Origin of the sequence: Sporosarcina sp. NCCP-2716, assembly GCF_023707985.1 — a bacterium.
GTDB lineage: Bacteria > Bacillota > Bacilli > Bacillales_A > Planococcaceae > Sporosarcina.
In genome coordinates, this window is record NZ_BRCF01000009.1 from 77,377 (window position 1) to 102,827 (window position 25,451).

General features: G+C 48.4%; 39 protein-coding genes and 1 pseudogene. 2 read left to right on the forward strand and 38 right to left on the reverse strand.

The window, feature by feature from the left end; genetic code table 11:
- Nucleotides 1-15: 15 nt before the first annotated feature.
- The 23 genes from NFU03_RS13130 to NFU03_RS13240 form a co-directional block, all read right to left on the reverse strand.
- Entirely contained in the window at nucleotides 16-414 is a 399-nt protein-coding gene (locus tag NFU03_RS13130) for a hypothetical protein (protein WP_251639363.1), read from the reverse strand.
- Nucleotides 415-619: 205 nt separating this feature from the next.
- Nucleotides 620-1,099 carry a hypothetical protein gene (locus tag NFU03_RS13135; RefSeq protein WP_251639364.1) on the reverse strand — a complete coding sequence of 160 codons (480 nt, stop codon included), beginning with the start codon at nucleotides 1,097-1,099 and terminating at the stop codon, nucleotides 620-622.
- Nucleotides 1,100-1,147: 48 nt separating this feature from the next.
- Entirely contained in the window at nucleotides 1,148-1,363 is a 216-nt protein-coding gene (locus NFU03_RS13140; RefSeq protein WP_251639365.1) for a hypothetical protein, read from the reverse strand.
- 98 nt (nucleotides 1,364-1,461) lie between these two features.
- Entirely contained in the window at nucleotides 1,462-1,746 is a 285-nt protein-coding gene (locus tag NFU03_RS13145) for a hypothetical protein (RefSeq protein ID WP_251639366.1), read from the reverse strand.
- Between the two features lie 82 nt (nucleotides 1,747-1,828).
- Nucleotides 1,829-2,071 carry a hypothetical protein gene (locus tag NFU03_RS13150; protein ID WP_251639367.1) on the reverse strand — a complete coding sequence of 81 codons (243 nt, stop codon included), beginning with the start codon at nucleotides 2,069-2,071 and terminating at the stop codon, nucleotides 1,829-1,831.
- Nucleotides 2,072-2,078: 7 nt separating this feature from the next.
- Entirely contained in the window at nucleotides 2,079-2,348 is a 270-nt protein-coding gene (locus NFU03_RS13155) for a YesK-like family protein (RefSeq protein WP_251639368.1), read from the reverse strand.
- Nucleotides 2,349-2,384: 36 nt separating this feature from the next.
- Entirely contained in the window at nucleotides 2,385-2,816 is a 432-nt protein-coding gene (locus NFU03_RS13160; protein WP_251639370.1) for a hypothetical protein, read from the reverse strand.
- A gap of 57 nt (nucleotides 2,817-2,873) precedes the next feature.
- Nucleotides 2,874-3,263 (reverse strand): YhfM domain-containing protein, encoded by a 390-nt coding sequence (locus tag NFU03_RS13165; RefSeq protein WP_251639372.1) that lies wholly within the window; start codon nucleotides 3,261-3,263, stop codon nucleotides 2,874-2,876.
- A gap of 200 nt (nucleotides 3,264-3,463) precedes the next feature.
- Nucleotides 3,464-4,198, reverse strand: coding sequence for a DUF5694 domain-containing protein (locus NFU03_RS13170; RefSeq protein WP_251639373.1), 735 nt, complete (start codon nucleotides 4,196-4,198; stop codon nucleotides 3,464-3,466).
- Between the two features lie 82 nt (nucleotides 4,199-4,280).
- On the reverse strand, nucleotides 4,281-4,802 hold the full coding sequence (locus NFU03_RS13175) for a GNAT family N-acetyltransferase (RefSeq protein WP_251639374.1): 522 nt from the start codon (nucleotides 4,800-4,802) through the stop codon (nucleotides 4,281-4,283).
- Nucleotides 4,792-5,265: a GNAT family N-acetyltransferase gene (locus tag NFU03_RS13180; protein WP_251639375.1), complete on the reverse strand. Its 474-nt coding sequence runs from the start codon at nucleotides 5,263-5,265 to the stop codon at nucleotides 4,792-4,794. Before NFU03_RS13180 ends, NFU03_RS13175 begins: the two co-directional genes overlap by 11 nt.
- A 108-nt stretch (nucleotides 5,266-5,373) precedes the next feature.
- Nucleotides 5,374-6,189, reverse strand: coding sequence for a lipid II flippase Amj family protein (locus tag NFU03_RS13185; RefSeq protein WP_251639376.1), 816 nt, complete (start codon nucleotides 6,187-6,189; stop codon nucleotides 5,374-5,376).
- 94 nt (nucleotides 6,190-6,283) lie between these two features.
- A complete protein-coding gene (locus tag NFU03_RS13190; protein WP_251639377.1) occupies nucleotides 6,284-6,718 on the reverse strand; it encodes a hypothetical protein in 435 nt (144 codons plus the stop codon).
- Nucleotides 6,718-7,203 (reverse strand): hypothetical protein, encoded by a 486-nt coding sequence (locus NFU03_RS13195; protein WP_251639379.1) that lies wholly within the window; start codon nucleotides 7,201-7,203, stop codon nucleotides 6,718-6,720. The genes NFU03_RS13190 and NFU03_RS13195 overlap by 1 nt, the downstream gene beginning before the upstream one ends.
- A gap of 68 nt (nucleotides 7,204-7,271) precedes the next feature.
- Nucleotides 7,272-7,427: a hypothetical protein gene (locus tag NFU03_RS13200; RefSeq protein WP_251639381.1), complete on the reverse strand. Its 156-nt coding sequence runs from the start codon at nucleotides 7,425-7,427 to the stop codon at nucleotides 7,272-7,274.
- Nucleotides 7,428-7,464: 37 nt separating this feature from the next.
- Complete coding sequence (locus NFU03_RS13205) at nucleotides 7,465-8,007, reverse strand: GrpB family protein (protein WP_251639383.1); 543 nt, start codon at nucleotides 8,005-8,007, stop codon at nucleotides 7,465-7,467.
- A gap of 179 nt (nucleotides 8,008-8,186) precedes the next feature.
- Complete coding sequence (locus NFU03_RS13210) at nucleotides 8,187-8,402, reverse strand: hypothetical protein (RefSeq protein ID WP_251639385.1); 216 nt, start codon at nucleotides 8,400-8,402, stop codon at nucleotides 8,187-8,189.
- A 5-nt stretch (nucleotides 8,403-8,407) separates the two neighbouring features.
- Nucleotides 8,408-8,851 (reverse strand): GNAT family N-acetyltransferase, encoded by a 444-nt coding sequence (locus tag NFU03_RS13215; RefSeq protein ID WP_251639386.1) that lies wholly within the window; start codon nucleotides 8,849-8,851, stop codon nucleotides 8,408-8,410.
- 223 nt (nucleotides 8,852-9,074) lie between these two features.
- Complete coding sequence (locus NFU03_RS13220; protein WP_251639387.1) at nucleotides 9,075-9,818, reverse strand: class I SAM-dependent methyltransferase; 744 nt, start codon at nucleotides 9,816-9,818, stop codon at nucleotides 9,075-9,077.
- A 134-nt stretch (nucleotides 9,819-9,952) separates the two neighbouring features.
- Nucleotides 9,953-10,465, reverse strand: coding sequence for a GNAT family N-acetyltransferase (locus NFU03_RS13225; protein WP_251639388.1), 513 nt, complete (start codon nucleotides 10,463-10,465; stop codon nucleotides 9,953-9,955).
- A 90-nt stretch (nucleotides 10,466-10,555) separates the two neighbouring features.
- Complete coding sequence (locus tag NFU03_RS13230; RefSeq protein ID WP_251639389.1) at nucleotides 10,556-11,296, reverse strand: class I SAM-dependent methyltransferase; 741 nt, start codon at nucleotides 11,294-11,296, stop codon at nucleotides 10,556-10,558.
- 338 nt (nucleotides 11,297-11,634) lie between these two features.
- The gene (locus tag NFU03_RS13235; RefSeq protein ID WP_251639390.1) at nucleotides 11,635-12,597 is read right to left on the reverse strand and encodes a DUF3885 domain-containing protein; all 963 of its coding nucleotides are present in this window, start codon (nucleotides 12,595-12,597) and stop codon (nucleotides 11,635-11,637) included.
- 135 nt (nucleotides 12,598-12,732) lie between these two features.
- Entirely contained in the window at nucleotides 12,733-13,119 is a 387-nt protein-coding gene (locus tag NFU03_RS13240; protein ID WP_251639391.1) for a disulfide bond formation protein DsbD, read from the reverse strand.
- Between the two features lie 339 nt (nucleotides 13,120-13,458).
- On the opposite strand from NFU03_RS13240, the gene NFU03_RS13245 reads away from it, so the two are divergent.
- Nucleotides 13,459-13,710 (forward strand): AbrB/MazE/SpoVT family DNA-binding domain-containing protein, encoded by a 252-nt coding sequence (locus NFU03_RS13245; RefSeq protein WP_251639392.1) that lies wholly within the window; start codon nucleotides 13,459-13,461, stop codon nucleotides 13,708-13,710.
- Nucleotides 13,710-14,096, forward strand: coding sequence for a type II toxin-antitoxin system PemK/MazF family toxin (locus NFU03_RS13250; RefSeq protein ID WP_251639394.1), 387 nt, complete (start codon nucleotides 13,710-13,712; stop codon nucleotides 14,094-14,096). Before NFU03_RS13245 ends, NFU03_RS13250 begins: the two co-directional genes overlap by 1 nt.
- An 88-nt stretch (nucleotides 14,097-14,184) precedes the next feature.
- Here NFU03_RS13250 and csaA read toward each other — a convergent pair whose 3' ends face one another.
- From csaA to NFU03_RS13325, 15 genes and pseudogenes are all read right to left on the reverse strand, one after another.
- On the reverse strand, nucleotides 14,185-14,514 hold the full coding sequence (csaA, locus tag NFU03_RS13255) for a chaperone CsaA (RefSeq protein WP_251639396.1): 330 nt from the start codon (nucleotides 14,512-14,514) through the stop codon (nucleotides 14,185-14,187).
- 94 nt (nucleotides 14,515-14,608) lie between these two features.
- Nucleotides 14,609-14,955: pseudogene (locus NFU03_RS13260) on the reverse strand (DUF6176 family protein).
- A 417-nt stretch (nucleotides 14,956-15,372) separates the two neighbouring features.
- Nucleotides 15,373-16,416 (reverse strand): phosphotransferase, encoded by a 1,044-nt coding sequence (locus NFU03_RS13265; RefSeq protein WP_251639398.1) that lies wholly within the window; start codon nucleotides 16,414-16,416, stop codon nucleotides 15,373-15,375.
- Between the two features lie 23 nt (nucleotides 16,417-16,439).
- The gene (locus NFU03_RS13270; RefSeq protein ID WP_251639400.1) at nucleotides 16,440-17,384 is read right to left on the reverse strand and encodes a phosphotransferase; all 945 of its coding nucleotides are present in this window, start codon (nucleotides 17,382-17,384) and stop codon (nucleotides 16,440-16,442) included.
- Nucleotides 17,385-17,468: 84 nt separating this feature from the next.
- Nucleotides 17,469-18,005: an aspartyl-tRNA synthetase gene (locus NFU03_RS13275; protein ID WP_251639402.1), complete on the reverse strand. Its 537-nt coding sequence runs from the start codon at nucleotides 18,003-18,005 to the stop codon at nucleotides 17,469-17,471.
- Between the two features lie 118 nt (nucleotides 18,006-18,123).
- Nucleotides 18,124-19,035, reverse strand: a complete 912-nt coding sequence (locus tag NFU03_RS13280; protein ID WP_251639405.1) for a CPBP family intramembrane glutamic endopeptidase — start codon at nucleotides 19,033-19,035, stop codon at nucleotides 18,124-18,126.
- 432 nt (nucleotides 19,036-19,467) lie between these two features.
- Nucleotides 19,468-19,752, reverse strand: coding sequence for a hypothetical protein (locus NFU03_RS13285; protein ID WP_251639407.1), 285 nt, complete (start codon nucleotides 19,750-19,752; stop codon nucleotides 19,468-19,470).
- 312 nt (nucleotides 19,753-20,064) lie between these two features.
- A complete protein-coding gene (locus NFU03_RS13290) occupies nucleotides 20,065-20,823 on the reverse strand; it encodes a hypothetical protein (protein ID WP_251639409.1) in 759 nt (252 codons plus the stop codon).
- A 100-nt stretch (nucleotides 20,824-20,923) separates the two neighbouring features.
- Nucleotides 20,924-21,352, reverse strand: coding sequence for a hypothetical protein (locus tag NFU03_RS13295; RefSeq protein WP_251639411.1), 429 nt, complete (start codon nucleotides 21,350-21,352; stop codon nucleotides 20,924-20,926).
- 126 nt (nucleotides 21,353-21,478) lie between these two features.
- On the reverse strand, nucleotides 21,479-21,655 hold the full coding sequence (locus NFU03_RS13300; RefSeq protein ID WP_251639412.1) for a hypothetical protein: 177 nt from the start codon (nucleotides 21,653-21,655) through the stop codon (nucleotides 21,479-21,481).
- A gap of 16 nt (nucleotides 21,656-21,671) precedes the next feature.
- Complete coding sequence (locus NFU03_RS13305; protein WP_251639413.1) at nucleotides 21,672-21,896, reverse strand: hypothetical protein; 225 nt, start codon at nucleotides 21,894-21,896, stop codon at nucleotides 21,672-21,674.
- Between the two features lie 38 nt (nucleotides 21,897-21,934).
- The gene (locus NFU03_RS13310) at nucleotides 21,935-22,906 is read right to left on the reverse strand and encodes a hypothetical protein (protein ID WP_251639414.1); all 972 of its coding nucleotides are present in this window, start codon (nucleotides 22,904-22,906) and stop codon (nucleotides 21,935-21,937) included.
- Nucleotides 22,907-23,093: 187 nt separating this feature from the next.
- Nucleotides 23,094-23,714 (reverse strand): hypothetical protein, encoded by a 621-nt coding sequence (locus NFU03_RS13315; protein ID WP_251639415.1) that lies wholly within the window; start codon nucleotides 23,712-23,714, stop codon nucleotides 23,094-23,096.
- Nucleotides 23,692-24,207, reverse strand: a complete 516-nt coding sequence (locus tag NFU03_RS13320; protein ID WP_251639416.1) for an RNA polymerase sigma factor — start codon at nucleotides 24,205-24,207, stop codon at nucleotides 23,692-23,694. The genes NFU03_RS13315 and NFU03_RS13320 overlap by 23 nt, the downstream gene beginning before the upstream one ends.
- A gap of 453 nt (nucleotides 24,208-24,660) precedes the next feature.
- Nucleotides 24,661-25,389, reverse strand: a complete 729-nt coding sequence (locus NFU03_RS13325) for a MerR family transcriptional regulator (RefSeq protein ID WP_251639418.1) — start codon at nucleotides 25,387-25,389, stop codon at nucleotides 24,661-24,663.
- Nucleotides 25,390-25,451: the final 62 nt, after the last annotated feature.

Below are 25,451 nucleotides of genomic sequence, written 5' to 3' on the forward strand. Positions count from 1 at the left end.
GGCTGATGCCGGGGGTCATTTGTTCTCCAGATTCTTTTCATCCGTCCAGATCGTCTTGTATAGATAAGCAACATCCGCCCTCTTCACATCATCCGGCAGCGCACCTGTATCGTTGGTTGCACAGCTGAGCGACTCCCCGTCACTTCCTTGCCACATCGCGAGATAGACGGGTTCCTCTTTCTTCAATCGGACCTTGCCAGGAATGATCCGGCACATCATTTCAATCCCGACTGTTTCGTTCAATTCCCCGGTGTTCGTACCTGAAGGGACACCGGTGACCAACAGCCTGGTCGTGTCTTCATTTTTCCCGCCAATTGTGCCGAACGACAGCAGCTCGTCCCGATAGCCCTCCTCTTGACCACCCCATGATATCGTCGTTTCACCAGTGAATGTGCCGTTTTCCCATTTTTCCACAATTAACGCAACCACCTCATCAGCATCAGGCTTACCGTTAAGCATGAAGAACTGAAAGTCACCGCCACCGCTCTTTAACACGACCTGACCTTCCCGCTCAGACAGCGTATAAGGGGAAACCGTCAGTGTATTGGAAGGGATAACACCCGAACACCCCGTTAGCAACAGCAGTACTGCACACAACAGCATCATCCGTTTCAATTGATCAGTCCCCTTCCGTACTGACAGGCTCGTGAAAATGAAAAATCGAATCGGGCGGCATCTCCCGCTGGATCATCTCCGCGTCGTCTTCTCGGACATGTGGAATGAAAAACTCAGTGCCCCAGTGCTCCGAAGAGAATAGGAGAGAGCCCTCTCGGCTAAGAGAAAGGCTGAACCATTTCAGATGATTCGCCTCATTAATCGACGAGGTCCGCAAATAATTGGTGAACGCAGGGGAAAGAGTAATCTGCACGCGGGTCATATGCGGCTCACGTATCACTTCATACGGTTCATTTGCACAATGGGCGAACAGATCGTCCAATGATGCCTCCTCCCCATCCCAGCAATGGATTTCCACCCGATCCGCCCGTGTGATGAATCGGTTCAGAAGCGACAGCCAATATGCGTAATCTCCATGGCAGGGCAATTGGATGGTATCCTCTTCAAAATAAAATGGGATTGAAAAATACAAGTTTCGGGTCATCGATATCCTCCTCATGTTCCTAGTTGCTGCAACAGAAACAGCAGCGCTCTATATCTTTCCAGCCCGTATCCACGTCCAAATCCTGAACGTGCCGAACAGCGTGATCGCTGAAAACAGCAGGAGGAATCCGGCATATATACCGAATACGCCGATCTCCCGCATGTCTTCCCGATTGTTGAAGACCCAGACGCTTACAGAGACAATGGCCAGGTAGCTCAGAATATTGGGAAATAGCCAGACGGCCCGATGGAAATGGTGTCTCACTGGAAGGTACCCCCTTCGTTTTGCAGGATATCTTTATGGACGACTGAGATTCACGTACACATTTCCCCATCCGTTTCGGTTAATTGTCATACGGGGTTTCATCCCCCGAACGAAAAGCCGAACTGCACTGAGAGGAACAGCACGAGTTCCGCTGCGCCAAGTGCTGCGACGATCAGCGGAACGGCTTTGCGGCTGCCGTCTTCAAACACAGTGCCGATCGTGCCGCCGACCAGGAACACAATCCCCGCGATCAGGCTGGTTGCCAATATTACGGTGAATACCATCAACGGAGCAGTGAATAGATAAATACAACCGATGATAACTTGTATGAAAAACAGGACAAGCAAAGCGGCTGTGATCTTCCCTGAAGTTGTTTGTGGCATGGGATTCTCCTTATCTTCGCTGACTCAACTGGTGAATCAGCGGACTTTATACCAACCTACTCTAAGCTTGATGAAACAGGACTCACTCGTCCTTATTCTTGCGCATTTCCTCAATTTGCTCATCTGTATAGTTTAAGATGAACTGATACACGGAGGAAGCCACAAGTCCGGTCAAGAAAACAACTGCCGGAGAGAATAGGGCATTATCCGTGACGATATAATAGCAATAGTTAACAGCCGTGATCAGCATATACGTCATGAACCCGACGACCATGCCCCGTCTCGAATTCTCCTTCTCTTGCTCGTTCATTTTCCTGAAGAACATATCTCCATCACTTCCCCGTCGAAAGACTGCCGAGCGCCGTACCGATCAATGTCCCGACCAGGACACAGACGGCAAGGATTCCATAGCCCATTCCTTCCCAGCCGCCGATGACGACCATGCTGCCGAAGAACACCGCGATGCAGAGCAATGCGATTCCTACGGCGATGGAGTAAAACACCCGTCTGGCCAACTTTCGCGACAGAACCAGTATGATCGCCATGCTGATTAGAGCTAGCAAAATAAGTGGGGTCCAGCCGTCCAATAAAAGTGCATCCATGGTGTCACGTTCCTTTCCAGTTTAGTTGTCGTTTCCCTACGGCTTCTCGATCTTCAAGTCGTAAAAAAATGACCAGTCCTCTTTGCTCACGTAGATCGGCTGCTTGTCGGCCAGTCGCCGCAAACTGTCTGCAATCTTCTCTTTTTCGTCCGCAGACAGTATTTGATACGTCACAGGATCCCCATATTCTTTTACGGTGCGGACGATAAAGTCCAACTGATCATTCTCGCCTTTCTTAAAAGAACTCCGTTGCAATTCGACATAACCATTCAGCACGTATAACGGCTCTGCATACGCTGCGTCATAGTGGTCTTTCTCGAAAAAGAGGGCGCTGTCCCGAAGCGTATCCCGGATACCACTTTCCATTACGGCTTCAGCAATATACGCTTTTTCATAGTAGACATACGCCAGAACTCCAAAGAGAATTGCGAAACCCACGGATACCACGAGCGCGATTTTACTTTTCATAGCAACCTCCGACTGTTCAGGTTAGCGGCGCTGCCGTTTCATGCACAGACACCATATTCAACGTTTATCCAAGATTTCAGAGATTTTCGCGGCAGCGTCGGGAGATAAGGTATGGATGGTGTGCGTGTCGTTTGCATTCATTAACGTCCCTGATCCTTTGTCGAGCCAAAGCAGAAAGGACGCATCACCAAGACTGAACCGGTATTGGGCATTTTTCATATTGACTATTCCAGGCTCGCGCTTCGCATCCGCTACCGCTTTTTCAAAAACACTTCGTTCTTCCCCATCTACCAGCTCCACCAATTTCGTCTCGTCGTGAGGCGGGGAAGCATTTGCAGCACGCGGAACCACTTCACATTGCGTGACTTCCATTGTCCCGGCAGTTCCTTGGTTACAGGCAGCTAACGATAATACAATCATAAGAAGAACAGCACCTTTTTTATGCATGAAAATCCCTCCTTAGTGAGTAGACTCCCGAATGCAAATTAAGTTACAGCCGGATCACCGTTACGGTCCTGCCCAATTGAATTGCTTAACAGAGTGAGGAAGTTTTATAAAGGGTGCCTGTGCGCCAAACATTCACGTTTGTTTAAACAATCACGATTGTTTCTTGCACAGGCACCGTTTTTCCTGATCAGCCATCCAACCTAATTCAAAACTTCACCTGCATCCACCACGTCACAAACACCAGACTCCCTTAAAAATTGCTTGACGAGATGGACGTGGCCGCTTCCAATCAACAGCAGCACGCGGTCTTGTGGGGACGTTATCAGCCGTCTCATGTTTGTATAGATAATCAAGTTCCGTTTATACCACCAGGTTAACCAATCGGTTGCATAGTAGTTTTTTTCCTTTCCAATCATGGTGAATTCCATATAGACTTCATGCATATCCCGAACGACTTTCGGATGATTCAATCGTCGGAAGGCATCGAGTACGGTCAGGTTCACCATCTCGGATGCTTCTTGCTGCATAGGCTCGATGTAATGTCTCATGAGATGTTGATAGCGTTCGGGCTCATGCTCCTCTGCATATTGAAGCACATCGCCCAACTCAGCGTAATCAGAGATATCACCCATCCAGTCCACACAGGAAATCTCCTGAATCGCCGCCTGTTTCGCTAATGGAAAGCCGACCAGATCGATTTCGTTCTTTTCAAGAAGTACATCGCCTGCTAGATATGCGGCATAGCGCTCGTTCAGCATCACGCTGTTCTCAGGGACGGCTTCGACCGCAAGCCGAGTCGGATTGAATCGACTCAGCACCTGGACGACTTCGTGAGATTCGGAGGTGAACTCCTCCATGCTTTTCGGTTCAACCTTCGTTAGATCGGTTGTTTCTCCAAAATGGTATACGCCTATAACCAGTACTTTGGGTTTCATAATTTCCTCCCTTTGCTCGGGCTCTCCCACGCAATCTCGACCACTTGATGACTGTCAGTACACCGATCTACTAAGAGACAACTTACAATCTCTCTAACATCTCTTCTAGGTCATCCCATTCATAGACCAGTTCCGTTAGCGTTTCCCCGCCAAACTCTATCTGCAGGGTTTTCACTAATTTCGCACCATAGTACTCATAGAAGAAACGCGTTGGATTCGCTTCCAATACTTCAACGAATACTTTGCTAACCTCCATCTGTGTAAAATGGTGAAACAACTCGTTCATCAGTTTTTTGCCAATTCCTAGCCCCTGATACTCTTTTAAAAGATAAATCGAGGTCAAATCACTGGAATGGTCGACGGTGTTGGTTTCTCGCTTCCACGCATCGGCAAATCCGATGATCTTCCCTTCATTGGTTTCCGCCACTACCACAAAGTTGTCTGCCCTTGCTATATTCCTCTTCCATAGATCCGTTCGTTTCTCGTATGACAAATTCGCTAAGTGCTTAGATGGAATGATACCGCTGTAGGTAGTTCTCCAACTGTCTACATGGACTTGTGCGATGCCTGGAGCATCCGCCAGCACAGCTTCTCTAATTTTCATAAGCACCCGCCACTTGGACCGACATCGGGACCAATCTCTTTTCCAATATGATTTTGGTCTCGCCATTCTTGTCCGAGTAGGTGCCTGTTATGTCAAAGCCTTGTTTGAGATTCAGGATCAGCATATGGCGCCACTTGTTCATGGTCTTTGTTTGTACCACGCTATATCCTTTTTCCACCAAGTGATGATGTTGGTGTCTCATGAGTTCGGAAGCAATTCCTCTCCCTCGATACGCCTCCCCAACACTCCCAAGCCAGCTGTAAAACGTCGCATCGTCCACTTCGTATCCGATTTTGTAACCGACAACTTCACCGTGCTCCAATGCCAGCGTGAACAGCAGATTCGGTTTTGTACGTGCTTTGTCCAATAACGTTTCCGAGTCTTGGAAGATCTGCTCGTGTAGCCATAACATCTTCTTCACGATTTGTGTATCCGGCACGCCCTCGATATTCACAAAGTCCATTGGCCTTCCTCCTTTTAACGGTGCCTGTGCGCCAAACATTCACGTTTGTTTAAACAATCACGATTGTTTCTTGCACAGGCACCTGTTTTTCTCCGGTTTTCTTATCCATCAGACGATAAACTGGGTGAACCAGGCGATGTATTTTGCTCCCGGGATGAAAAAGACTTGGGCGAGCAGTGTCCCGAGAAGTCTGGAGGACACCATCATGATGGAGATATTTTTGAGCGTCTGGTAGTTTCCTCGTCCATTCACGACATCATCCGCCACGACAGATACTTTCGGGTCGACGAAGATGACTAACAGGATGGTCGCCATGCCATTGATCAGCCCGGATGCCATAATGGCTGTCGAGGCGCGTTCAGGAGCGAGCAAGGCGGCGTACAGTGCAGAGAGCACCCCGATCGTATAGATACCGGTGATGACCATATTGATGACGAACAGGCGGATCGGGATTTCTTTCATCTTCGTATCCCGTAAATAGGAAAACTTCGGCAGGCTGAAATGGGTGACGCCCCGCCGTATGTATTGCAGGGAAAATATCCGCTTCGCTAAGGAAGGGATGGATCCCCGTTCTTCTGATAGGTGAATAATCGCACGGGAAAAGAGCGCGATGAACGTCGGGAGCAGCAGCATGCCGAACAGTGTTCCGACCGTAGAGGCCCCGATCAGGAAACGGAACTGCGTCGCCACGAACTCTTGTGCATGCTCATTCGGCGCCGTGTCGATCAGACTGCCTGTGAATGGCTGCTGCATCATATTGGCGAGTCGCGACACCATGACCATGATGTTGAAGAGCGACAAGGCAGAGGCGATCAGCCTGACTCTTGCCCCTGACAGGCGAACTGCATATGCCAGGGTTTCAATGGAATGGATGATGAAGATGAACAGCGCAATGTACACTAATTTTTGAGTCAGGAAATCCATGGCATCACCTTCTTTATCGGTTCATCGATTTTCGACAGGTACTGAATTAATTAATAAATGGGATCTGAAAGTTGCATGGTCGCCTTTCCGGCTTTCATGATGACTTGAATAGCTTCTTCAGCAGTTCGATCACCCCGAAATGCACCAGGCCGCCGACCATACCGAATGATGTCATGAAGAGTATCGAGAAGATCTCTTGCAGGATCACGCTGCCGACCAATCCTGCCAGTCCCCCGGACACTGCGTAGATCAGCAGCTTAAACCGACGCGGCTTTCCTCTCGTTTTCACCGAATAGTCTACGAACAGCGAGACGGGACAGGCCGCGAGCGCAAAGAACGGCAGGGAGTAGACGGCGGCCACTAAAGCGGTCGGACCGAAATCCCATGAGTCGCGGACCGCGATCACCGAGTACAGTGCCAGACAGGCGCCGAACAGCATGGGCGACAGGAAGACCGCGAGCAGGTAGAGGGCCAAGCGGTCGAATGTTCGTTTGTACGCTGTGGACAGATCGTTTTGTTCCATGGTCATCATGACTCCTCCTTCAGCAGCCGCCAAACGTAGTCCACGTCAAACTCCGACTGCTGGACTTCGTAATAGCCGGCGCCTTTGAACCCTGATCTCGTCGAGCTGACGGCAAAGACGGTCGGCTGGTCCGCATACAGATCGCTGAGGAAGATTTCGTCTGCCGACTGTCCGAATTTCAGCATGCCCGTCAGGAAAGGCATATTCTCCTCGTTTGCCAGCAGCCGGTTCGCCGCTTTCTCCTTCAACGGCAGCAACTCAAGCTGGCGGAGATACGCCAGTACGTCGTCACATTCCCGGCCTTGGTGGCAAGATGCGGAGACCGATGTACCATCCGGCCGGTTCTTTGTCAGATGGAACTCCGTCAGGGAATCAGCTTCCAGCTTGTCAAACGGGTTGTTGGGGATCTTATAGTAGAAATTGTGCTGATAGTAAAGGACACTGAGTACCAGGAGCACGACTGCTGCGGCTATGTACTTGATCAGTTTCATTGGAATTCACATCCTTCCAGCTGATTCAAACAGGTGTCGAATCCGTGTCATCCTATCAAAAAAACGGATCAGGCATTTTTCTCTTCCTTTTTCACGATGTAACCCAGGAACACTCCGATGAGCAGCGTCATCAGGTGATTGCCATCGAAGTTTTTTGTGAAAAAGCTGATTCCGAACCAAGCGAAAAGAATGCCGGCAAGTAACAGCAGCAGGTTTTTCGTCAATTCCAACAGCTCCTCTCTGATGAAAAAATGCCGAGCCTCAGTTACCATCCTCGCTTTCCCGTCGGGCAAAAATCTCCCTAACAAACGCTTCTTTGAAATTCGTATATTCCGTAATCCCTGTCGTGGACGTACGCAAATAATCGAGTTTCACTTGCAGATACTGCTGTCTGGCGTCTTCATGTGCATTCAAGTGATCGCGGAAGAAAAGGAGATTGTTCCATAGTTCTTTTTGATAGCCGACGAGATGGAGGAAGTGGGTTTTCTCCTCATACGTATCATCCGTGAATTTGGCGAACACGATTTCACCGGGTCTCTTCACTTTCAACCTCAAAAATCCGGCTTCGCCGAATCCCTTGACGAGCGCGGGGGCTACGTTTTCCAAGTTATCGACTCCGACGACGATATCGATGATCGGCTTGGCCGGCATTCCCGTAATTGCCGTACTGCCGATGTGCTCGATCCTGGCCTCTTCAAGATCCGTACATTCCAGCAATTCACGCTTCACTTTCAGGAATTCGTCGCTCCATTCCGGTGTGTAGTCTGCTAAACGGACTTGGTTTTTCTTTAATCCCAGATTCATTTTGCTCACCTGCTTTATTTAGTGTTGTATCCTGTTCACGCCAATGTTAAAGGGCTTTTATCCACCTGTATAAAATTGGACCATCTGATAGATCGCCACGCAGAGTGATGGGCAGGGATGGCAAAGAAATCGTGACATTTCCTATATTGAATTCCATCGTGCACCCCCTCTCCGATCAATCATTCATTCACAGCCTGCTTCTCCTTCTTCTTTTTATGGAGTACAAGCCAAACAAAAAAGATGAGTAGCGGAATTGTTGGCAGGGCGGCCGGGATAATGCTCGGTATGTTTGTAAAAAAGATGAGATATCCCTGTATGAGAACTGCCGGAATAATGAGATACAGATACATTCTGACGGCTCTGTTCTTGAAGCTCAGTTCGAACTGGCTGCTCATCGGTATCACTCCCCCTTAGATGCTTTTGCTTTCCACTCCATAACATATTCTTCTTGGCCGGTTTGTTCGTCAATTTCAGTTCCTTTTATACGGAAGCCATTCTTTTCATAAAAACGGACGGCTGATGGATTTTTTTGATAGACTTTCAGTTGAATACTACTTCGACGTTCTTTTTCAAATTTCAACAACTGGCTGCCTGCTCCGTTGTTTTGGGAGGTAGGATCTACAAAAAGCGCAGCCAAGTAATTGTCAACCATGGATATGAAGCCAATCACAACAGAAGATGTCTGGTAGACGTGTGTGTCTGACAACGGAATATAAATACGTTTCATATCATCGATTTTCAATGCCCAATAGCTGGGTTCGATGAAATGGTGGGCTTGCAGGGAACCGTTGTACCAAATGTCCGCCAAGGTGTCTATGTCTGATTCCACATAGGCTCGGATCATAGCGTTCACTCCCTCGTAAATCACAGAATACTCTTTTCAATTATAACATTCTCCAATTGGTTATCTAGCTTTTCCAAAAATAACGGTTCGATAACAGGAAAAGAAAAGGACACAAATGAAAAGCGTTTCCATTTGCTTTTCACGCGTGTCCGAGAGAGGTACTCATTCATTGCATGTTACCCTATTATATTTGCGCGATTACAATCGGTGACCCGGTCGAGTTTTAGCGCATCTTCACCACTTTGATCCGGTAGCTGATACACTGTGCCAGGCTGGCGACTTCGTGATAGCTCCATGCCTCATAATCCATGGCGCCTCCGGGGAAGTAGGCGATGATCTGCAATCGTGCCTGCTTGCACATTTCATGGATGTCTTCCGGAGAGTAGCAGGCCAGCGACTGGGTCATTTTTTCGTCCGGGCGATCCGTAGGCCACCACGTGTCAGTCATTCGGTTACGGGAATCGTCGTAGCCATACACCCGCGACACATCCCCCGGCAGTGTCATCGTCCTGCCGCTCGTCTGCTTCCAGTAAGTGGGCTCGTAAATATCAATCAAAGCGGCTCCGTCATCGCAAAGCCAATCGTGGATTCTCCGCAGCAGCTGAAGCTGTTCCGCGTCCGTCCCCACACCGAAGCCATCCATATATAGCACCGCGTCGAACTGACGGGGCAGCTCGATGTCGTAAAAGCTGCCGCAGATTGACGTGACGTCCGGTGACTGGAACTGCTCGGCGTATTCCACAAGTTCCGGCACAAGTTCCACTGTTGTCACCGATTTTCCACGTCCCGCGAGGCATCGGGCGAGATTGCCCTTCCCTGCCCCGAGTTCCAGGACGGACGTGAACGGTCTGCCCATTTGCTCGACGATGTCGGCTGCCAGCCCTTCGTCCAGCTCGGGATAGTCGATATGCTTTCCATACAGGTCGAATTGCTTTCTATAAAATTGTTGCGCTTCTTGGATTTTCATTTTTGATTCCTCCCGTAGTGTGAATGCTTAGGTAGTGCGGGAGGAAATCAGATATAACAGCCCCATGTGTGCATGCCTCCTTCTTCTAGTTGATATTTCCCTTATATTCTTTCTGCTTGAAGAAATATATTCTGTTACAAAGAGAGATTGTATTGAATTAGCGGTGTATCGACACCTAAATAAAGCTCCGATCCGATTCTGCTGAGCTCAGAAAAGCCCAATCGCTCAAGCATTCTCCGAGAACGATTATTCGTTTCATGTGTTTCTGCATTCAGGACTTGAATATTACATTGTTCTGATGCGTATTCTATCATTTTCTTGCTGGACCGATATCCAATTCCTTTTCCCCACAACGCACTCTCCCCGATGGCAATTCCAAGTTCTGCGGAGCTGTCTTCGATATTCGCCAAATCGGCATATCCGATCAACTTTTGGTCCAATTCAATTCCCATTCGCACAAAGTCACTCGCTATTCCGGTTACGCAACACTGCCACCAATCGCGCAATTCGGCTTCATCGCGATGTATGTCCCATTCATTCGCTTCACAGAATGCAGGGTCTTTGCTCCATTGATGGACATGTGCAAAATCCGTCATGGCGATCGGTCTGATGCGAAGATGTTCTGCAGGAGCTAGTTTCGTACACATGTGGTCCTCCCTTTCTAATCGCCTAGCATTCTGCTTCCTATTGCTCTGAATGAATAGAAGCAGCAGGGCAAATAAGAGCTATATCATCATTTAGTTTCGGCACTCAAATACTTGAAACGGGCTTCCTAAGCCATATCCGTCCTCGACTTCATGACGAACAAAATCGTAAACTCCATTGTTTTTCAAGAAAGATTCAAACTCGCCCTCTTCATAATATCGAATAGGAAAATCCATGATTTCCTCTTTTTCCACAATTCCATTTGAGGTCAATTGGTATCTTAATCCAGAATGCAAAATTTTGCTTTCATTATCAAAATACATCTTTCTAGACTTAATCACTTCCTTGCCTCTGACATCGAATCTATCTGCTTCCGTCCATTCCGGTACATCTTCGAAGGGACCTTGGCCGATCATAACCGTTAACAGTATTTTCCCGCCTTTATTGAGGACATTCAACAAGTTTGAAAGGCTTCTCTTTGCTGTCTCATCAGTCACCAATGAGAAGGAACCAAAAGGGATAATGATAAGATCATACTTTTTATTACTTTTGAATTCTTCCAGCCGACAGTTGAAAACAGTAGGCTCCAGATGTAATGCCCGGCCTTTCGCTCTGCACAGATCAAGCATATCCTCCGAAATGTCAAAGCCCTCTATGTGAATGCCTCTTTCTAGAAAAGGAAGGAGCATTCGGCCGTTCCCACACATCGGTTCCAGTACTTTCATGTCTTGGTCTGTTACAAAGGAAAGGTAAAACTCAAGTTCCTTCCCATCCGCAATCGACTTATCGATTTCATAATCCTCAGTACAAAGTTCCCCGTAGTATGCTACCACTTCATCTTCTCCTTCATTTTCAATAAACATAATTATCTATCATCACTGAATATGTTGATACCGATCTTACTGTCTTTTATTCCTTCTCCCACTCATGAACAGGATGAGAAAGACAACAAGGACGCCGAGTGCACCAAGTGACAGGATGGTAAATATGATGTCGCCCAGGTTGATGGTACTGTTGAAAGCATCCATTCCAAGACACCCTTTCCGATTTCGTTTAGGTACCTGCGTTTAGGTACCTGTGCGCCAAACAATCATGAAAGTTCAAACAAACACGATTGTTTGCTGCACAGGTACCTTTCTCTCCGATAGTTATACGAAAGAACCCCCTTTGCTTAGTACGCTCTTACCGCCGTCCAACCGGCATATGTTCCATTGTATTTTTCCGAGTACAATGCCATCAGCTCCGACTGATAGTCCACGATAGCTAACGCTTCAGTTTTACTCACTTTCAATGTCGTGTTTCTATCGTCTTCGCTGTCAATAACAGGTGTAAACCCTGTAGTCTCAATTTCATCAAAACATGCTGCGGCCAAATCGTTCGGTATGTACAAGGAATGAGTTATCTGACACGTATTGTCAACGTATAAATCAATCCCCATCTTGTCCACTTGAATGGCATTCTTTCTGATTCGCGCCACTCTCTCTTCCTCATTCTCCCGATAACCTGATAAACCTTCTCCGAAAACAGAGTCAATTTCTATGCGATTATAGTCCAATATCCAGCGGCTAAACTTTCGATACACGGGTAACAGCCGCTCCCTCTGCAATCCGAATACATCACAGCCCCGATCATCATACATATGAAAGACGATATTCTTTTCAGGATGGATAATGTACACCTGTTGTCCGATAGACGGCTCTCTTCCCTGTTCATAGTTTCCGATCCCTTCAAGTATTTCTTTATAAGGGATTTCCTTCACCTGGGCAGTCACTATGCCGACGGTGAATTCGTGTTTCTCTTCAATCCGCTGCCTGGTCTCCTCGTCATAATCCTCATCGATTTCACAAAGGACTTCCTTCTCGATAGGATGTTCGCCCAGCAGCTCCCAAACATATTGAGGGGCCGTGTTTCCGAACATGATATCAGGATCCTGACCATACTCTTTCACGAAAAGAGAAACGGTCTCCTCCGGCGCAAACAATTCCTCGAACAGGGCGGTCACCCGTGTCACTACTTGCTGTATGCGTTCTTTACTGCCGTTTTTAAAAGGGGCCCCTAACTCAAATCTTACATACAACTCACTTTGCATGTCAGGAAAGTTCTCTTCCAAATATGCGAGTATATCGTTCCTCATGACATCCTCCTCAAATACCTAATTACAGTTTGCTGTGCGCTCAAGGTGCCTGTGCGCCAAACAATCATGAAAGTTCAAACAAACACGATTGTTTGCTGCACAGGCACCTTTCTTTATCTCCGCGCTTATATGTCTTCACTGCACCTCAAGCTTGCTCCAAATCCTGTACACGACCGTACCGAACAGGAACTTGATTGGGTAAATCAAAAGAATGATCGCGGCGATTTGACTGGCCGTCTTGACTCCTCCAGTCAGTCCGATAACAGTGACAATTAAGTAATTCGCGAGTTGGATGAGTCCGAACGCGATAGCAACTGATACGATAAAGGACACCAGAATGATCAAGGCCTGCTTCATCGTCAGTTTTCGTAACACTTTAAGTTTCCCTTCTCCAATGGCGTTCGAGATATACGCGATCGGCAGCATCAGTAAAAACCAGCTGGAATAGCCGTGAAAAATCCACGTAATCCCCATCGCAAGTATAAGGATCCAGGTTATGAGTGAAGTAACTTGTTTTAACATGATTCCACACCTTTCCGCAGCAGACAGCGATTCCGACGGCTGCTCCGCCTCTTCCTTTTAGTACGGATGAAGATGCTTTTTGTTTCATTTTATTTGGAAGATTGCGAGGTCTCTGGAATGACAGTTCAGGTGCCTGTGTGCCAAACAATCGTGTTTGTTTAAACATTCATGAATGTTTGACGCACAGGTACGTTTCTATCCGTTTTTTTTCTCCATACCTTGTATCAAAATCGCTTTCGACGTATATACTTAGTATATACATCATGGATCGGAGATGATATAATGGATGATAACAAGACAGCACCCACCAATCCTAACCCGTGCAAAGGAGGTAATTTCATGTCTACGATCACTGCCCAAAAGTGGGGGAACAGTTTAGGGATCCGGATTCCGAAAGAGGCTGCCGCGCGCATCGGAATCGAACCGGGCTCCGAACTTGAATTGGAAGTTCTCGGAGACGGGAACACCATTACGTTAAAAACTAAGAAACCGAAAAAGAAATACTCCTTAGATGAATTATTGTCGCAGATAACCGCGGAGAATCGCCACGAAGAACTCGATTTCGGCCGTGAAGGACGTGAACTGTTGTAATGGTTGTATATGTACCCGGAAGAGGCGACTTCATTGTCATCAGCTTCAATCCCCAAGCCGGGCACGAGCAAGCGGGGAGAAGAACCGGCATTGTGTTGTCGCCAAAGGCATTCAACGAACTAACCGGGTTTGTCGTCGTATGCCCAATTACCAATCAGCGAAAAGGTTATCCGTATGAAGTTGAATTGCCTGCAGAGGGCATTTCTTTTGGCACGGACGGAACCCCTGTCACAGGAGTTATTTTAACAGACCAAATCAAGTCTCTTGATTGGCGAGCGCGCAATTTAAAACTGTTAGCACAGTATGAACCGGCACATCCTCAAATTCAACAATGGGATGACATTGTGGAAGATTGCCTTGCCAAGGTCCACACGTACTTGGCTTAACGTGCCGGCTCGCCAGACAATCGTATTGGTTTTCAATTTCTTGGATGCTGGGCGCATAGGCACGCCGAAACTTAACTTGTGGGCTTTTTCAAGCAACAGGGGTGCCGTTTTCAACTGGCTGGTCCGGCCGCAGGAGCACGACGTCTTCCTCCCCCGGCACTCCGCCGATCACCAGCACTTCGGATTTGAAGCCCGCAATGCGTCTCGGCGGGAAATTCACGACAGCGACCACTTGTGTGCCTGCGAGCTGTTCCGGTTCATACCTCTTCGTAATCTGGGCGGACGACTGCTTGACGCCCAGTTCCCCGAAATCGATTTCCAGTTTAATGGCCGGCTTGCGTGCTTCCGGGAACGGCACTGCCCGCAATATTGTACCCACCCGGATGTCCAGTTTCATGAAGTCTTCGATTTCTGCCATTAGTATCACTCCGTCCTTGTAGTGTTTAAAGATCTTCTGTCTTTCTTGGAAAAAAGAAACGTCTGCTGGGGGCAGCGAATGGTCCTTACGCTAATTATGCTTCCATCGCTTCTTGGATTTTCTTCGGAATCATGAGCACTTCCGGAGAAAGGTCGACAGGTCTGAAAGTCGGGTCGATGCATTCATTCCAGTACTCCAGATGCTTTTTATCCAGCCAATGCTCGGACTCCTCGACATCTTGACCATTGTCTCCCTGCACCGAATACCAATATAAGTATTCCGTGTTGTCGAGAGTTTCTCTGAAAATGGTTTCTACGTACATTTTTTCCCCTTCCAGCGTGACCAGCACATCCTCCATATGGTCATTCAGAAAGGTCAGCCATTCATCCACCTTCTCTGATTTCCTTCTTTGACCTTATACCGCGTGAGTTCTGTGTTCATTTCACTTCACCTGATCCTTTTCACTATTTCCCCTTCTGTGACTGCATAACGACGTACTGCAACGTGTCAGTTGACTAGGTCAATTCACATTGAATTACTCTTTTTTTGCATTCTTAAAGCTAAAAAACAAACCATACACTATGCCGCCGAGAAGTAATACTCTGCCAATGATGTGCATATACAGATTCCCTTGTTCTCCAAAACTAGTAATCGTTAGTGAGATCATTAGAACGCCTATTAACATGATTATGACTGTTATAGCTATTTTCACAAAAACTATCACCCCTTTAGACGCTTAGCCAGTCATCCCCTATAAACCTTCGTATTCGTAAGCGTTCTGTTGTTATCTTCATATGCCTTCCTCCATTAAGAAATGATACCGGTAATTCAGATGCATTTTCACGTATGCCTTGACTGCTATAGTAAACAGCTGCCCGATGAGTTGAATATGCCCAAGTTAGTCTGCCGCAGCGCATTATATATTTCTTTCAAGCGTGCGGTAACGCTCTCTTGTTCGTGTCGTTCGACTAGCTGTTCCAGTGAATCGTCGTTGTATCGGATGGTTGTGAACCAGAAGGCAGCGGACAGGGCTTGGATCTCACCTACTACCTGTTTTTCTTTTTTCGACAGCTCTCTTTCCGAACAATATCCTTGAACGAACTGCATGAACAATTCCGGCCTGTCGTCATCTCCCGTGCCCTCCGCCAAGGGCATTTCATTCGCTGTCAACAGTCCTTGAAGAACCATGTCTGCGACGAGCGTGGCATCACCCGCAATGTTGAAGTCAAAGATTCCTAGGTCCCCACCATTACAAGTCAGATTGTTAATGGACATATCTCCTTGTGTCGCAAACCGCGGCAGCTCTTTCCACTGCCTTTTCACGCAGTCGAGTTTTTCTTTGTACAGAGCTTGTATGCGTTGGAACAGGTCTGGATTCAGGTTACCGGTTTCGCCCAGCTCACAGAACACATCGTAACCACTGACTTCGTTGTAGCCGAGGAAATTGAAAATCGTATCCCTTCCAATCAGACAGCTGCCTTTCTCCGAGACCGCATGGATCTTACCGAGTAACTGGCCGATCTGGCTGGCAAGACGAAAATCGATCGCTTGGATTTCCTCTCCGAGATCCTCTTCAACAGTTATCCATACGTCCAGATCAGTTAATTTGAATGGCAGGCAGTAGTGTCCGTCACTCGCATACCTTCGTGCCGTCCGGATGCCTTGGCTTCTTATATACTCGGAAAACGCACTTTGCGACTCGACGACCGACATGGGATGTTCAGATTCTCGAAGGATTTTCATAATCAATGGCGCTCGATCAGCGAACTCGACCTTTGCGATGATTTTGACTTCTTTGCTTACTTCATCGTAGTAATCTATGAACTTATGGACCTTGGACACATGCCCTGTCAGCCCGAACTGTGCGAGTATGTGATCGATTGTCTCTGATTGAATTTCCATCTGACCCCTCCATGTACCCACTGCTAAGGTGTTTTAAGGTTTTCATGTTTCAACGGATAGGCAGACAGATTGGGGAGCAGCTGTACCACGCTTACAAAGAGGTCGCGTTGTTCCGGCCTGCGCCAATCTTCTTCTGTCTCCGCCATGAGCCACATCACTTCGTCCAAAAATACATGAAGGACCGCTTCCTCCCATGTGCTGATTTCTGTTTCCGTCAGCGTTTGGCGGGCACCATATCCTTGTAAGAAAAGCCGCCATTCCTCCGGTGTGAACACTCGATGGGGGGCTGTGGCATGCTCATTATGGAATAGGAGAAGAGCCAGCGCCAAGTCAAAAGTGCGAGGAATCCACGTTGCATGATCAGGGTCGATGACAACGGGTTTATCCTGATACACCAAATTATTCGCTTTGTAATCGTACGGCGTATCCACCCATTTCAGATCACTCGTTTTCAAGTGCTCTTGGCGAAGTACCGCCCTATGCAGGAGCTTGGTTAAACCGTCGACATCTATCCTTACGTTGTAACGGTCTGCCAACGTTTGAATCTTTTCCATATGCTCGCCAACTTCATGTGCATAAAAGTCGAAGACATTATAGTCATCGAGTTGAAATTCGTTGTCTGGCGTTGAGAGTTGGTGAATACGGCCAAGCAGCTCTCCAGCCTGAACGATCTCCTGGTTTGTTCCCTTGTATGCGGTGCCTTCTATAAAGGGATAACAGACATAGCAGTCATCCTCTATCTGTACGGGGTTGTCGCTCGTCAGGTTGACGGGTGTTACGATTGGAATCTTGTGCTTTTCTAAGTACGTTGTGTAGTTCATCAGTCTTTCTGCGTTCTCGATCGGAAACTGAGTTCGTTTCACTATGAAATTCTGTACTTTATAGACAGGTGAAAACGGGTAGATGCTTTCTTGTTCAGTCGCTACGTCAAAGCCAAATCGGCTCAAAATCTGCATGCTCGTTGCCATTCTCTTCCTCCTTCGCCGCCGTTTTCTTGAAGGACGGCCTCTTGTGCGTCTTCCGTTCAGCGATCCCCGCTATTCCGTTCAAACTCACTCGGGCTCAAGTTCCTCTCCGGTCTCCTTTTCATAATAAATGATTTCAGGATCGTCCAACTGCTCTTCGGTTTCCGCATACCAGACAGACAAGCCCTCCAAGCGGTAGGTCTGCACCTGCTCTGCCGGCAGTGTTTCCAAATTCAAAATTTCTGCGTCTTCGCCGTCCACTTCAAATCGCCACTCTTCGCCATGGCGCGTCAATCCATAGACGAGCGTACCGCCATGCCCCTGCACACTGCCGAAACCATCATACTTCCTCTTCTGGTCCAGTGAACTCCACGAAAGGAATTCGTTTTTCCAGCCGAACAGGCCTTTCCGGACATAGGTAGCACCAAAACCGTTTCGATCGTTGATGAAAAAGTACAGAGCCCGGTCATCCAGCTGATAGGCAGGGATCAGCAGGAGGGATGGGTCATACGCAGCCAAAGCCTCCTCCGGTTCCCCGTAAGCATCCGATGCCACGATCCATACCCCTCCAAGGACCAGGACGATTGCGACGGCCACTGTAATCAGCCCGCTTCGGTTTCTCATAAACTCCACTACCCCTCCTGGATGCACAGCTGGACGGCCGTGCTCTGGTTATCTCTGCCGATGAAGTGCAGCCATTCCATTCTAACAAGCGCTCAGCAGAGTGTAGGTGCCCCCCTACTTAGGGCTGCACAACAGGACATGCGCTCTTTTTCATTTTCCGGACATACACCCACGTCGCGGCGAACCCCGCGAGGATCAGCACTGTCGCTGCCAAACCGCCTTCGAGCCCAAACGCCCCGCCTGTCAGCCAGGCATTGCCGCTCTCGATCGAGACATTATAAATTCCGTTCGGAGTTGTGCCGCTGACAGCGAAGCCGAACACGTTTCCCTGGAAATAGTTCCACGTCATATGGTAGCCGATCGGCAGCCACAAACTGTCCGTCTCGAGGAACATATACGCAAACAGCACGCCGACGAATACGATGTTCAACAGGCCGAGCCAACTGACATTCGGGTTGAGGCCGTGCGCCAGGCTGAAGACCACCGCAGACACGAGATAGATTGCCCACTTCGGATTCCCCCGGCTCTGCATCGTCGACATGACATATCCGCGGAAAAACATCTCCTCCGAAATACCGACCAGGATGTACATCAGCAGGAAAGCGATCGTATAGGCGCTGAATTCCGGTGCCCCGAACGAGTTGACCATCGCGATATTTCCCGTTGCCAGCAGCAGCAGGAAAATGACGGTGATCGATGCTGCGCCAAGGAACAGACCGTATGCGAAATCTGCGAACGACCAGCGGAATCCGAGGCTGCGGAGCGAGCCCTTGTTCACAAACCGCCAAAGAATATACGTGACGAGAATGCTGCCGACAACCGCCCCTCCCTGTGTGATCACATAGAGCCACGGATGGCCGTCGTAAATCTGTAGAATGTCCATCTCCGTAGAACTGGTCAGTGCCGGCAGTTCATAAAGAAATAAAAGCAGCGCACCGGGCAGGGAGAAAATCTGCTGGGCGACCAGCATCGACACGAATGCCAGTGCAATCAGCCAGCCGGCACGGAATTGTCCTTTGTCATTTTTCAAGTTAGTAAGTCCCTTCCTTTTCAAATATGAAACTGTCTGCTGAATGCTTCGTCATTGAAGTCCACCTGCAAACCTAGCAATGTAGATCACTCCGTATCGTTTCACCTCGTATCTATCCAAGTCGCCTCCAGTCGCCTTTTCAATCGGTGGATCTGTCAGGGTAACATAAGAAGCATTGGTTTCTTCATGAATGCCGGAAGTGATTGCAGCTACCGGATGTCCTAAGTAAAACACACACGTCCTCACGGCTATAGTTGGCGACGCGTGCAGTGAGTAATAAATAATAGTCAAACCTAGTATTCCTAACATCATTCGTTGTCTGACCCGCTTTTTCTGTCGTCCGGCTCCCATGTGTTCCCTCCCCCGTTTCTCTCCCGTCCTGACTCCCTCACGCCTTGGTAAATATACGAACATCGTCGGAAATAAGGACTCCTATTGCTGAATATTTTGTAACACATGTGGCTTACCTTCATCAGTTGAATACATAGCAAAGTAATCTCTATCTTCCTCAACCAAGTTCCAAACCATTTCTTCCTTTATGAATATCGTGAACTCTTCCTTATCATCAGGAATGTTCGAATTATACACCTTGATCCAATACTTGTTATCCGACTGCCCTTTCTCGGTCACCATTATGGACGAGGCAGTCGAACTATTTCCGCACGAACCGAGCAGCAAGGCGGAAAGGATGATGAACAATGCAATTGTCTTTTTCAAACGATCTCACCTCGTTCACTTACTGGCTATGTTCATCTGCATTTTCCAGACCTAGCGATTTAACTAAAATATAATATACTACCCAATAAATCAGGGGGATAATAGTCGAGTAATTCTTCTTCCCTTCAGGCAGATATATCAGCACTGCTGTAAATAGCAACACACTGGGGATCAATAATAGCCAATAGAGCTTCCTTTTTGTCAAAATGAGGTTCAGTCCTCTCTTCTTACTCATCATCTTCATTCGACGACAATTCCAATTGGAGTTGACCGGCGCTTAGTGTTGGAAATTATACAATGCGCTCTCTATAATCACTCAAAATGATAGAATTCTTTCAAGTTCTCATCAAGATCCTTCCAAGTACATAAGGTGTAAGATTTTTGCTGGACCTCTGATAGTTCGACGCCTTCCTCTTCCACTTTTATTCGTTTTTTCGGGTTATCTCTTTTACCGGCAGGAACCACAGCAACTCTTTTCACTTCTTGCACTCCGTTATCCCATGTCCAATTCTTCATTTTCAAATCATCGATCTGCGTTTTTGAAGGAATTTCTTTTCCGATCCAATCGCATATTTCGAAAAGCGGATACCGATCGCCCGTCCACTCTTCGATGATCTTAACAACTTTCAGGATAATGAAATTTCCAGATAGTAATTCATAGCTAACTGCGTCCCCTGCTTTCAAGTGTGTGTCCGCTACAAATCGCTTCGGTACTTTTTTTGCTTGTGGTTGCGGTGAGCTCAATTGTTCTTTGAGCTTCTGAAGAACCGTTGTGCGTTTTTTCAGAAGCTTAGGCTCCTCTTCCCAGCGTTCGAGATCCGCGCCGCTGTCAATGATCTCAATCGCTTTGTTCTTCACCTGTTCTTGGAGTCTCCCCGCTTTCCATTGGATAAGAGCGAACGACAGCCAAAAGACCGTCACTTCTTCGCTATCCACTTCACCAAGAAACTCGTTGATGACGAGCCTGCTCGCTTCCTCGCCTGAATACTCTTCCCCTAAAAGATCCTTATATCGAAAGCTGATATCTCCAGCAAGATCGTCTGATAATACCGCTGTTCCCCAAGCTCCCATAAAAGCCTCCTCCTGGTTTCTCCGGTCAAAATTGAAGCGACCTTGCAATCCGTCGCGGAATCATTTGATTTCTACGGAAATAAAATCGAACAGAAAGATTCTATTTATCCATCAATCCATCCATAGCTACCTGTATCTTTTCATCCGTTTCTCCGCCCAAGTCTTCCATTTCACTGACACAGAACAGCAGAACATTTTCCGCTTCGTACACTTGAAAAGCACCACCGATGTCCATGCTTGCCGTCTTTTCACGCCAGTCATCCAGTCCCTGTTCCCGCGCCGCTTGCGATGGATAGATATAGACGTACAAGTCGTTCCCTTCAAGATCGTAGCCAGCAGGGCGAACCTTGTTCAGTTTCATCCCAAACACGTTTTTGCCCCACTTTTCCATCTGTTCTTTCGGGGACAATCCTTGAGCTTCCAAAGCGGCGATCACTTCCTGCCGCGAAATGGCCTCAAGATCTTTTGCCTGGCACGCCATCAGCAGCAGGACAACCGACAGGAGAAACAAACGGGCTGACTTTTTCAATGAACAGCCTCCCATCGTGAATTGTTTTCTTACGTCACTGCCGTCCTTCCAGGTGCCTGCGCGCCAAACATTCATGAATGTTTAAACAAACGTGAATGTTTACTGCACAGGTACCGTTTTTTCGGTTTACAGGCTGGTGTTCTGCTTTGCTGGGTGGTTCTTTTGGTAATTCCAGAAGATAAGGACCAGCCCGCAGATGGCGGCGACAGCCACTGGCAGGAATTTCTGCTGGATCAGACTTGAGACGAGGACAATGCCGAAAGCCGCCATGATCAGTATGTGGTATGTATAATATTTTTTCATATCTGTTATGCCTCCTTTATAAATAGGGGTACAAACTGGCGAAGAGGTCGAATCCACCAGCTGCGACCAACAAGGTGCCTATAGTTTTCCGGCGCTCCCGGAACTGGAGGATTCCGAGACAGAGAAACAGGATGCTCACTGCAACCTCCATATAGGTAAATGCAAGCGGGTTTCGGCTGATCAGACTAAAGATGCCTAGAACAAGGACAATTCCAGCAAGTAGGATGCTTGTTGGTTTCATTCATTCCCACTCCTCGCAGGCATCTGGAACCGGATGCTTCAGGCTTGTATAGAGCTGAAGGTTGCCCCGACCGTTTCAAGATCTGCCTCATTACACTTCCTGTAGACCCGCAAAGTACATCTGCCCCAGTACCTTTGTATATCTTCAAGTTTCGCTATCTTCCATGGTTCAAAGAAGGTTTGGCCGCTTTTATTGAAGCATAGATCCCTCTCCAGATAGTATGTCGCATGCTGAACGGTGCTCGTGCGATCGGACCATGTCAACACATCCCCGGGAAGGGGCTCCTCGTTTACGGCAGAATAGCCATTGGACATCAATCCATTCAGAAAGGTCTGGGGATGCACCCATTCACGCAGCATCCACTCCTGTTCCGTGATGGCGAACAGCGCAGCGGATAGACAGTTGCTCCCCGGATCGTCCGGGAATCGATTGGCATATTTCCTGATGTGCGCCGGGGCTGTTTCAGGTATCACTTCTGTTTCCCAGCCGTCGATCATTTGCGCATATGCACGGATGATCGCTTCCTTTCCTGCTTCATCCAACGAGTGCCACATGGCGGCACGGATCACAGCAAACTCGTCTGTGTCCCTGTTGAAGTGTTCTGTGAAATAACGGCTCGCCGTACCTACTGCTTTGATAATGGCGTCTGCCGGAATACATTTCACGGAAGGGAGGATCGCTGCAGGGAGGAGCAGCCCTGTCGAGAGCTCCGCCTGCAATTCCAGCAGTGCTTGCCGCGTGCCCCGGGTTCTGCTTCCAATCCACTCCGGCGGTGCAATGATAACGCAGGCTGCTTCTTTTGAAACAGTCCAGTACATATAGCTGTTCAAATATTCAAGCCTTGTGTATGAAGAATGTGCGAAAAATTCGTCCTTCGGCACAATGAGGGCCTCTTTCAGCTCCTTATAGAAGGTTCTGACGTTCTCTTCTTTCAGAAAGAATAGGTCCTTGTCAGGCACCAGCTGCTTCATCCATAGTTGCAGCTGATCGGCTGTCGGTGTAATCTGCATATGAATTCCTACCTTTCTAACTTTCATCGACTATTCTCTTAACATTTAAGGCTTTTGTTCAGACACCGGCGTCTGCCATGATCTCCCTTTTCTTGCTTCTATCATATCATTCATCCAGTTGAAATCTATCTTTTCTTGCAAATTAAAATGAACTCTCTTGGAAGCTGAGAGTTCAGGTTGCCGTGCATCAATCTGTGTAGTTGTTCACGCTGTAGCGGATGCCGTCTTCCCCTACGAATTGGCGGGGGGCCGTTTTCGTCAGTGTGTAGGAGAAGCCGTTTTCGCCGGGTGCCGTGATGGTGTACTGGTCCTTTTTCTTTTTGACGGTGTAGTTCGGGTAGTCGCCTGCCTGCATGGTCATTTTGGCGAGTTTCGTCTGGTAGTCTTCTGCCATTTTCTCCACTTCCGCCTGAGTGATATTGACGTTACCCATGAACGATGCGCCTACATTCGTATTTTCAACATGCATGGTCGATTCATCAAAATAAATATAGTATCCTGCCACTTCGTGATCACTCGTCTGCTCCATGATGATCCCTGCCCACGAGCCGGTGACGTCTTTGGCGAACCATCCGGCATTCGGCGCACCGGGTTTTCCGGCCAGCACGGTGAGGGTCGTGACGATGGAAATGAGTAAGAGGAATGAAATCAGTGCAGGTTTCCAATGGATGCTGCGCCTTTTGGCTGCCGGCTGCTTTCGCACAAAAATCGCATGGTGCATGGCGCGTTTCTCGGCGGGTGCCGGTTCGAACGGCTTGCGGAGCGCTTCGAGTTGCCGGGTCAGTTCATCGTCTGTGAAGTGTGTCACGGGACATTCCTCCTTTCTCCAGTTCGCTTTTGAATGCGTCAAGTGCGCGTTTCAAACTCATCTTCACTTTGCCTTCCGAGCTGCCGAGGATGGCAGCGGTGTCTTTCGTGGAGAATCCCTGGATGTGCCGCAGCATAATCACCTGCTGGTGGCTTTTTCGCAGCCGTCGCAGCGCTTCGTAGAATTCCGCCTCCTGTTCGCTCAGGATGGCGGTCTCTTCAGAGGACGGCTGGGTGCCGAGCAGGGGAAGTTCCCTGTCCAGGTAATGCGTCAGGGGATGTTTTTTGCGATAGTGGTTCATCGTGGTCGTATAGGCGATGCGGAAGATCCACGTCTTGGCAGCTGCTTTCCCCTCGAATTGATGGACCTTTTCGACGACTTTCATAAATGTTTCCTGTGTCAGTTCTTCCGCGGTGTGCCGGTTGCGCACTTGCATGAGGATGTAGCTGTACACCGCGCCGGCATAGTCGTTGAACCATTGCTCTGCAGGCATCCTGTCACCTCTTTTCTCTTCTATCTACTTAGACACGGATTGCTGGATTTGGTAACGGTTTTTGAATAAATTCTTTTCGTTATCCAGTTTACTGTAGATTTCATCGGCAGTCCCAGTCAGTATATCGATGCCTGCGGGTTGGAAAAGTGTCTCTTAGTGACCGGGCAAGATGTGTTTAGGAGACTTCGGGCACTAGACGGCTCTCTTAGTGACTACGCGGAGTCCTATTATCCGTGCCGAGGCACTAGAACAGCTCCCTATTGACCGATCAAGGAGTCCGCTGCCTCCCGCGGGCAATAAGGGCCTCTCTTAGTGACCGAAACGAGCATTTCCGAAAATCAACGGGCAGTAGGAACGTCTTCATCTGAATTAATCTAAGAACGTCAAACAAACGCGATTGTTTAAACAATCGCGTTTGTTCGCTGCACAGGTACCGTTTATTCCGGGTACCGTTTATTCACGATGCCGTTCGGCCCAGACCGCCATTGCCTGTTGCATGAAGACGGCCAGACCTTCGCCGAATTGGTCGATGCTGCTGGTGAATCGGTCATCGGCGATGTAGAGTTCTCCGAGCCCTGCGAATGCTTGGGGCGTGTAGGTTCCGATAGTGTTCAAAAACCGGTACCAGTCGCCGATCGCTGTTTGGGCTTCCGGGGAATCCGGCGCCATATTCCGCACGTCCGCGAGCGCCCGGTAGATCTCGTTCATGCGCTCCTGCTTGTAACTGCCGAACTGGCCCAAGGCAGTATTTGCCTGTTCCACTGCGTCTTTCCCCCATTTCTGTTTCGCTTCCTCTTCATAAGGGTTGTGGCTGAAGTCGAAGCCGCTGAACCGTTCTTCGTGTGTCATTGTTCGTTCTCCTTTCTCCTCTTGAATAGACTGATCGATGGTCTGGAGCATCACCTTGAGCTGCTGCTGTTTCCGCAGCAGCTGACCCCGCTGTTCTTCGAGCGCCTGCAGCCGGTCGAATGACGGGTTGCCGAGGATTTCCTTGATCTGTTTCAGGGGAAAACCGAGCTCCCGGTAATACAGGATCGTCTGCAGGGTGCGCAGGCTGGCGTCCGAATAGATCCGGTAGCCCGCTTCCGAGATGCCGTCCGGCTGCAGCAGGCCGATTTCATCGTAATGATGCAGCGTGCGGACGCTGACTCCCGCGAGTTCAGCTGCCTGTTTGATGTGCACGGCACTCCCTCCTTTCTGATTCCAGTGTAAGCCGTCACGTTACGTGAGAGTCAAGGATTCAT

Bases quoted from the DNA above. Each gene is read 5' to 3' on its own strand.
- NFU03_RS13135 (WP_251639364.1), bottom strand. From the start codon at position 1,099: ATGACCCGAAACTTGTATTTTTCAATCCCATTTTATTTTGAAGAGGAT.
- NFU03_RS13145 (WP_251639366.1), bottom strand. From the start codon at position 1,746: ATGCCACAAACAACTTCAGGGAAGATCACAGCCGCTTTGCTTGTCCTG.
- NFU03_RS13150 (WP_251639367.1), bottom strand. From the start codon at position 2,071: ATGTTCTTCAGGAAAATGAACGAGCAAGAGAAGGAGAATTCGAGACGG.
- NFU03_RS13155 (WP_251639368.1), bottom strand. From the start codon at position 2,348: ATGGATGCACTTTTATTGGACGGCTGGACCCCACTTATTTTGCTAGCT.
- NFU03_RS13160 (WP_251639370.1), bottom strand. From the start codon at position 2,816: ATGAAAAGTAAAATCGCGCTCGTGGTATCCGTGGGTTTCGCAATTCTC.
- NFU03_RS13165 (WP_251639372.1), bottom strand. From the start codon at position 3,263: ATGCATAAAAAAGGTGCTGTTCTTCTTATGATTGTATTATCGTTAGCT.
- NFU03_RS13170 (WP_251639373.1), bottom strand. From the start codon at position 4,198: ATGAAACCCAAAGTACTGGTTATAGGCGTATACCATTTTGGAGAAACA.
- NFU03_RS13175 (WP_251639374.1), bottom strand. From the start codon at position 4,802: ATGAAAATTAGAGAAGCTGTGCTGGCGGATGCTCCAGGCATCGCACAA.
- NFU03_RS13180 (WP_251639375.1), bottom strand. From the start codon at position 5,265: ATGGACTTTGTGAATATCGAGGGCGTGCCGGATACACAAATCGTGAAG.
- NFU03_RS13185 (WP_251639376.1), bottom strand. From the start codon at position 6,189: ATGGATTTCCTGACTCAAAAATTAGTGTACATTGCGCTGTTCATCTTC.
- NFU03_RS13190 (WP_251639377.1), bottom strand. From the start codon at position 6,718: ATGACCATGGAACAAAACGATCTGTCCACAGCGTACAAACGAACATTC.
- NFU03_RS13195 (WP_251639379.1), bottom strand. From the start codon at position 7,203: ATGAAACTGATCAAGTACATAGCCGCAGCAGTCGTGCTCCTGGTACTC.
- NFU03_RS13205 (WP_251639383.1), bottom strand. From the start codon at position 8,007: ATGAATCTGGGATTAAAGAAAAACCAAGTCCGTTTAGCAGACTACACA.
- NFU03_RS13210 (WP_251639385.1), bottom strand. From the start codon at position 8,402: ATGAGCAGCCAGTTCGAACTGAGCTTCAAGAACAGAGCCGTCAGAATG.
- NFU03_RS13215 (WP_251639386.1), bottom strand. From the start codon at position 8,851: ATGATCCGAGCCTATGTGGAATCAGACATAGACACCTTGGCGGACATT.
- NFU03_RS13220 (WP_251639387.1), bottom strand. From the start codon at position 9,818: ATGAAAATCCAAGAAGCGCAACAATTTTATAGAAAGCAATTCGACCTG.
- NFU03_RS13225 (WP_251639388.1), bottom strand. From the start codon at position 10,465: ATGTGTACGAAACTAGCTCCTGCAGAACATCTTCGCATCAGACCGATC.
- NFU03_RS13235 (WP_251639390.1), bottom strand. From the start codon at position 12,597: ATGAGGAACGATATACTCGCATATTTGGAAGAGAACTTTCCTGACATG.
- NFU03_RS13240 (WP_251639391.1), bottom strand. From the start codon at position 13,119: ATGTTAAAACAAGTTACTTCACTCATAACCTGGATCCTTATACTTGCG.
- NFU03_RS13245 (WP_251639392.1), top strand. From the start codon at position 13,459: ATGTCTACGATCACTGCCCAAAAGTGGGGGAACAGTTTAGGGATCCGG.
- NFU03_RS13250 (WP_251639394.1), top strand. From the start codon at position 13,710: ATGGTTGTATATGTACCCGGAAGAGGCGACTTCATTGTCATCAGCTTC.
- csaA (WP_251639396.1), bottom strand. From the start codon at position 14,514: ATGGCAGAAATCGAAGACTTCATGAAACTGGACATCCGGGTGGGTACA.
- NFU03_RS13265 (WP_251639398.1), bottom strand. From the start codon at position 16,416: ATGGAAATTCAATCAGAGACAATCGATCACATACTCGCACAGTTCGGG.
- NFU03_RS13270 (WP_251639400.1), bottom strand. From the start codon at position 17,384: ATGGCAACGAGCATGCAGATTTTGAGCCGATTTGGCTTTGACGTAGCG.
- NFU03_RS13275 (WP_251639402.1), bottom strand. From the start codon at position 18,005: ATGAGAAACCGAAGCGGGCTGATTACAGTGGCCGTCGCAATCGTCCTG.
- NFU03_RS13290 (WP_251639409.1), bottom strand. From the start codon at position 20,823: ATGGGAGCTTGGGGAACAGCGGTATTATCAGACGATCTTGCTGGAGAT.
- NFU03_RS13300 (WP_251639412.1), bottom strand. From the start codon at position 21,655: ATGAAAAAATATTATACATACCACATACTGATCATGGCGGCTTTCGGC.
- NFU03_RS13305 (WP_251639413.1), bottom strand. From the start codon at position 21,896: ATGAAACCAACAAGCATCCTACTTGCTGGAATTGTCCTTGTTCTAGGC.
- NFU03_RS13310 (WP_251639414.1), bottom strand. From the start codon at position 22,906: ATGCAGATTACACCGACAGCCGATCAGCTGCAACTATGGATGAAGCAG.
- NFU03_RS13320 (WP_251639416.1), bottom strand. From the start codon at position 24,207: ATGCCTGCAGAGCAATGGTTCAACGACTATGCCGGCGCGGTGTACAGC.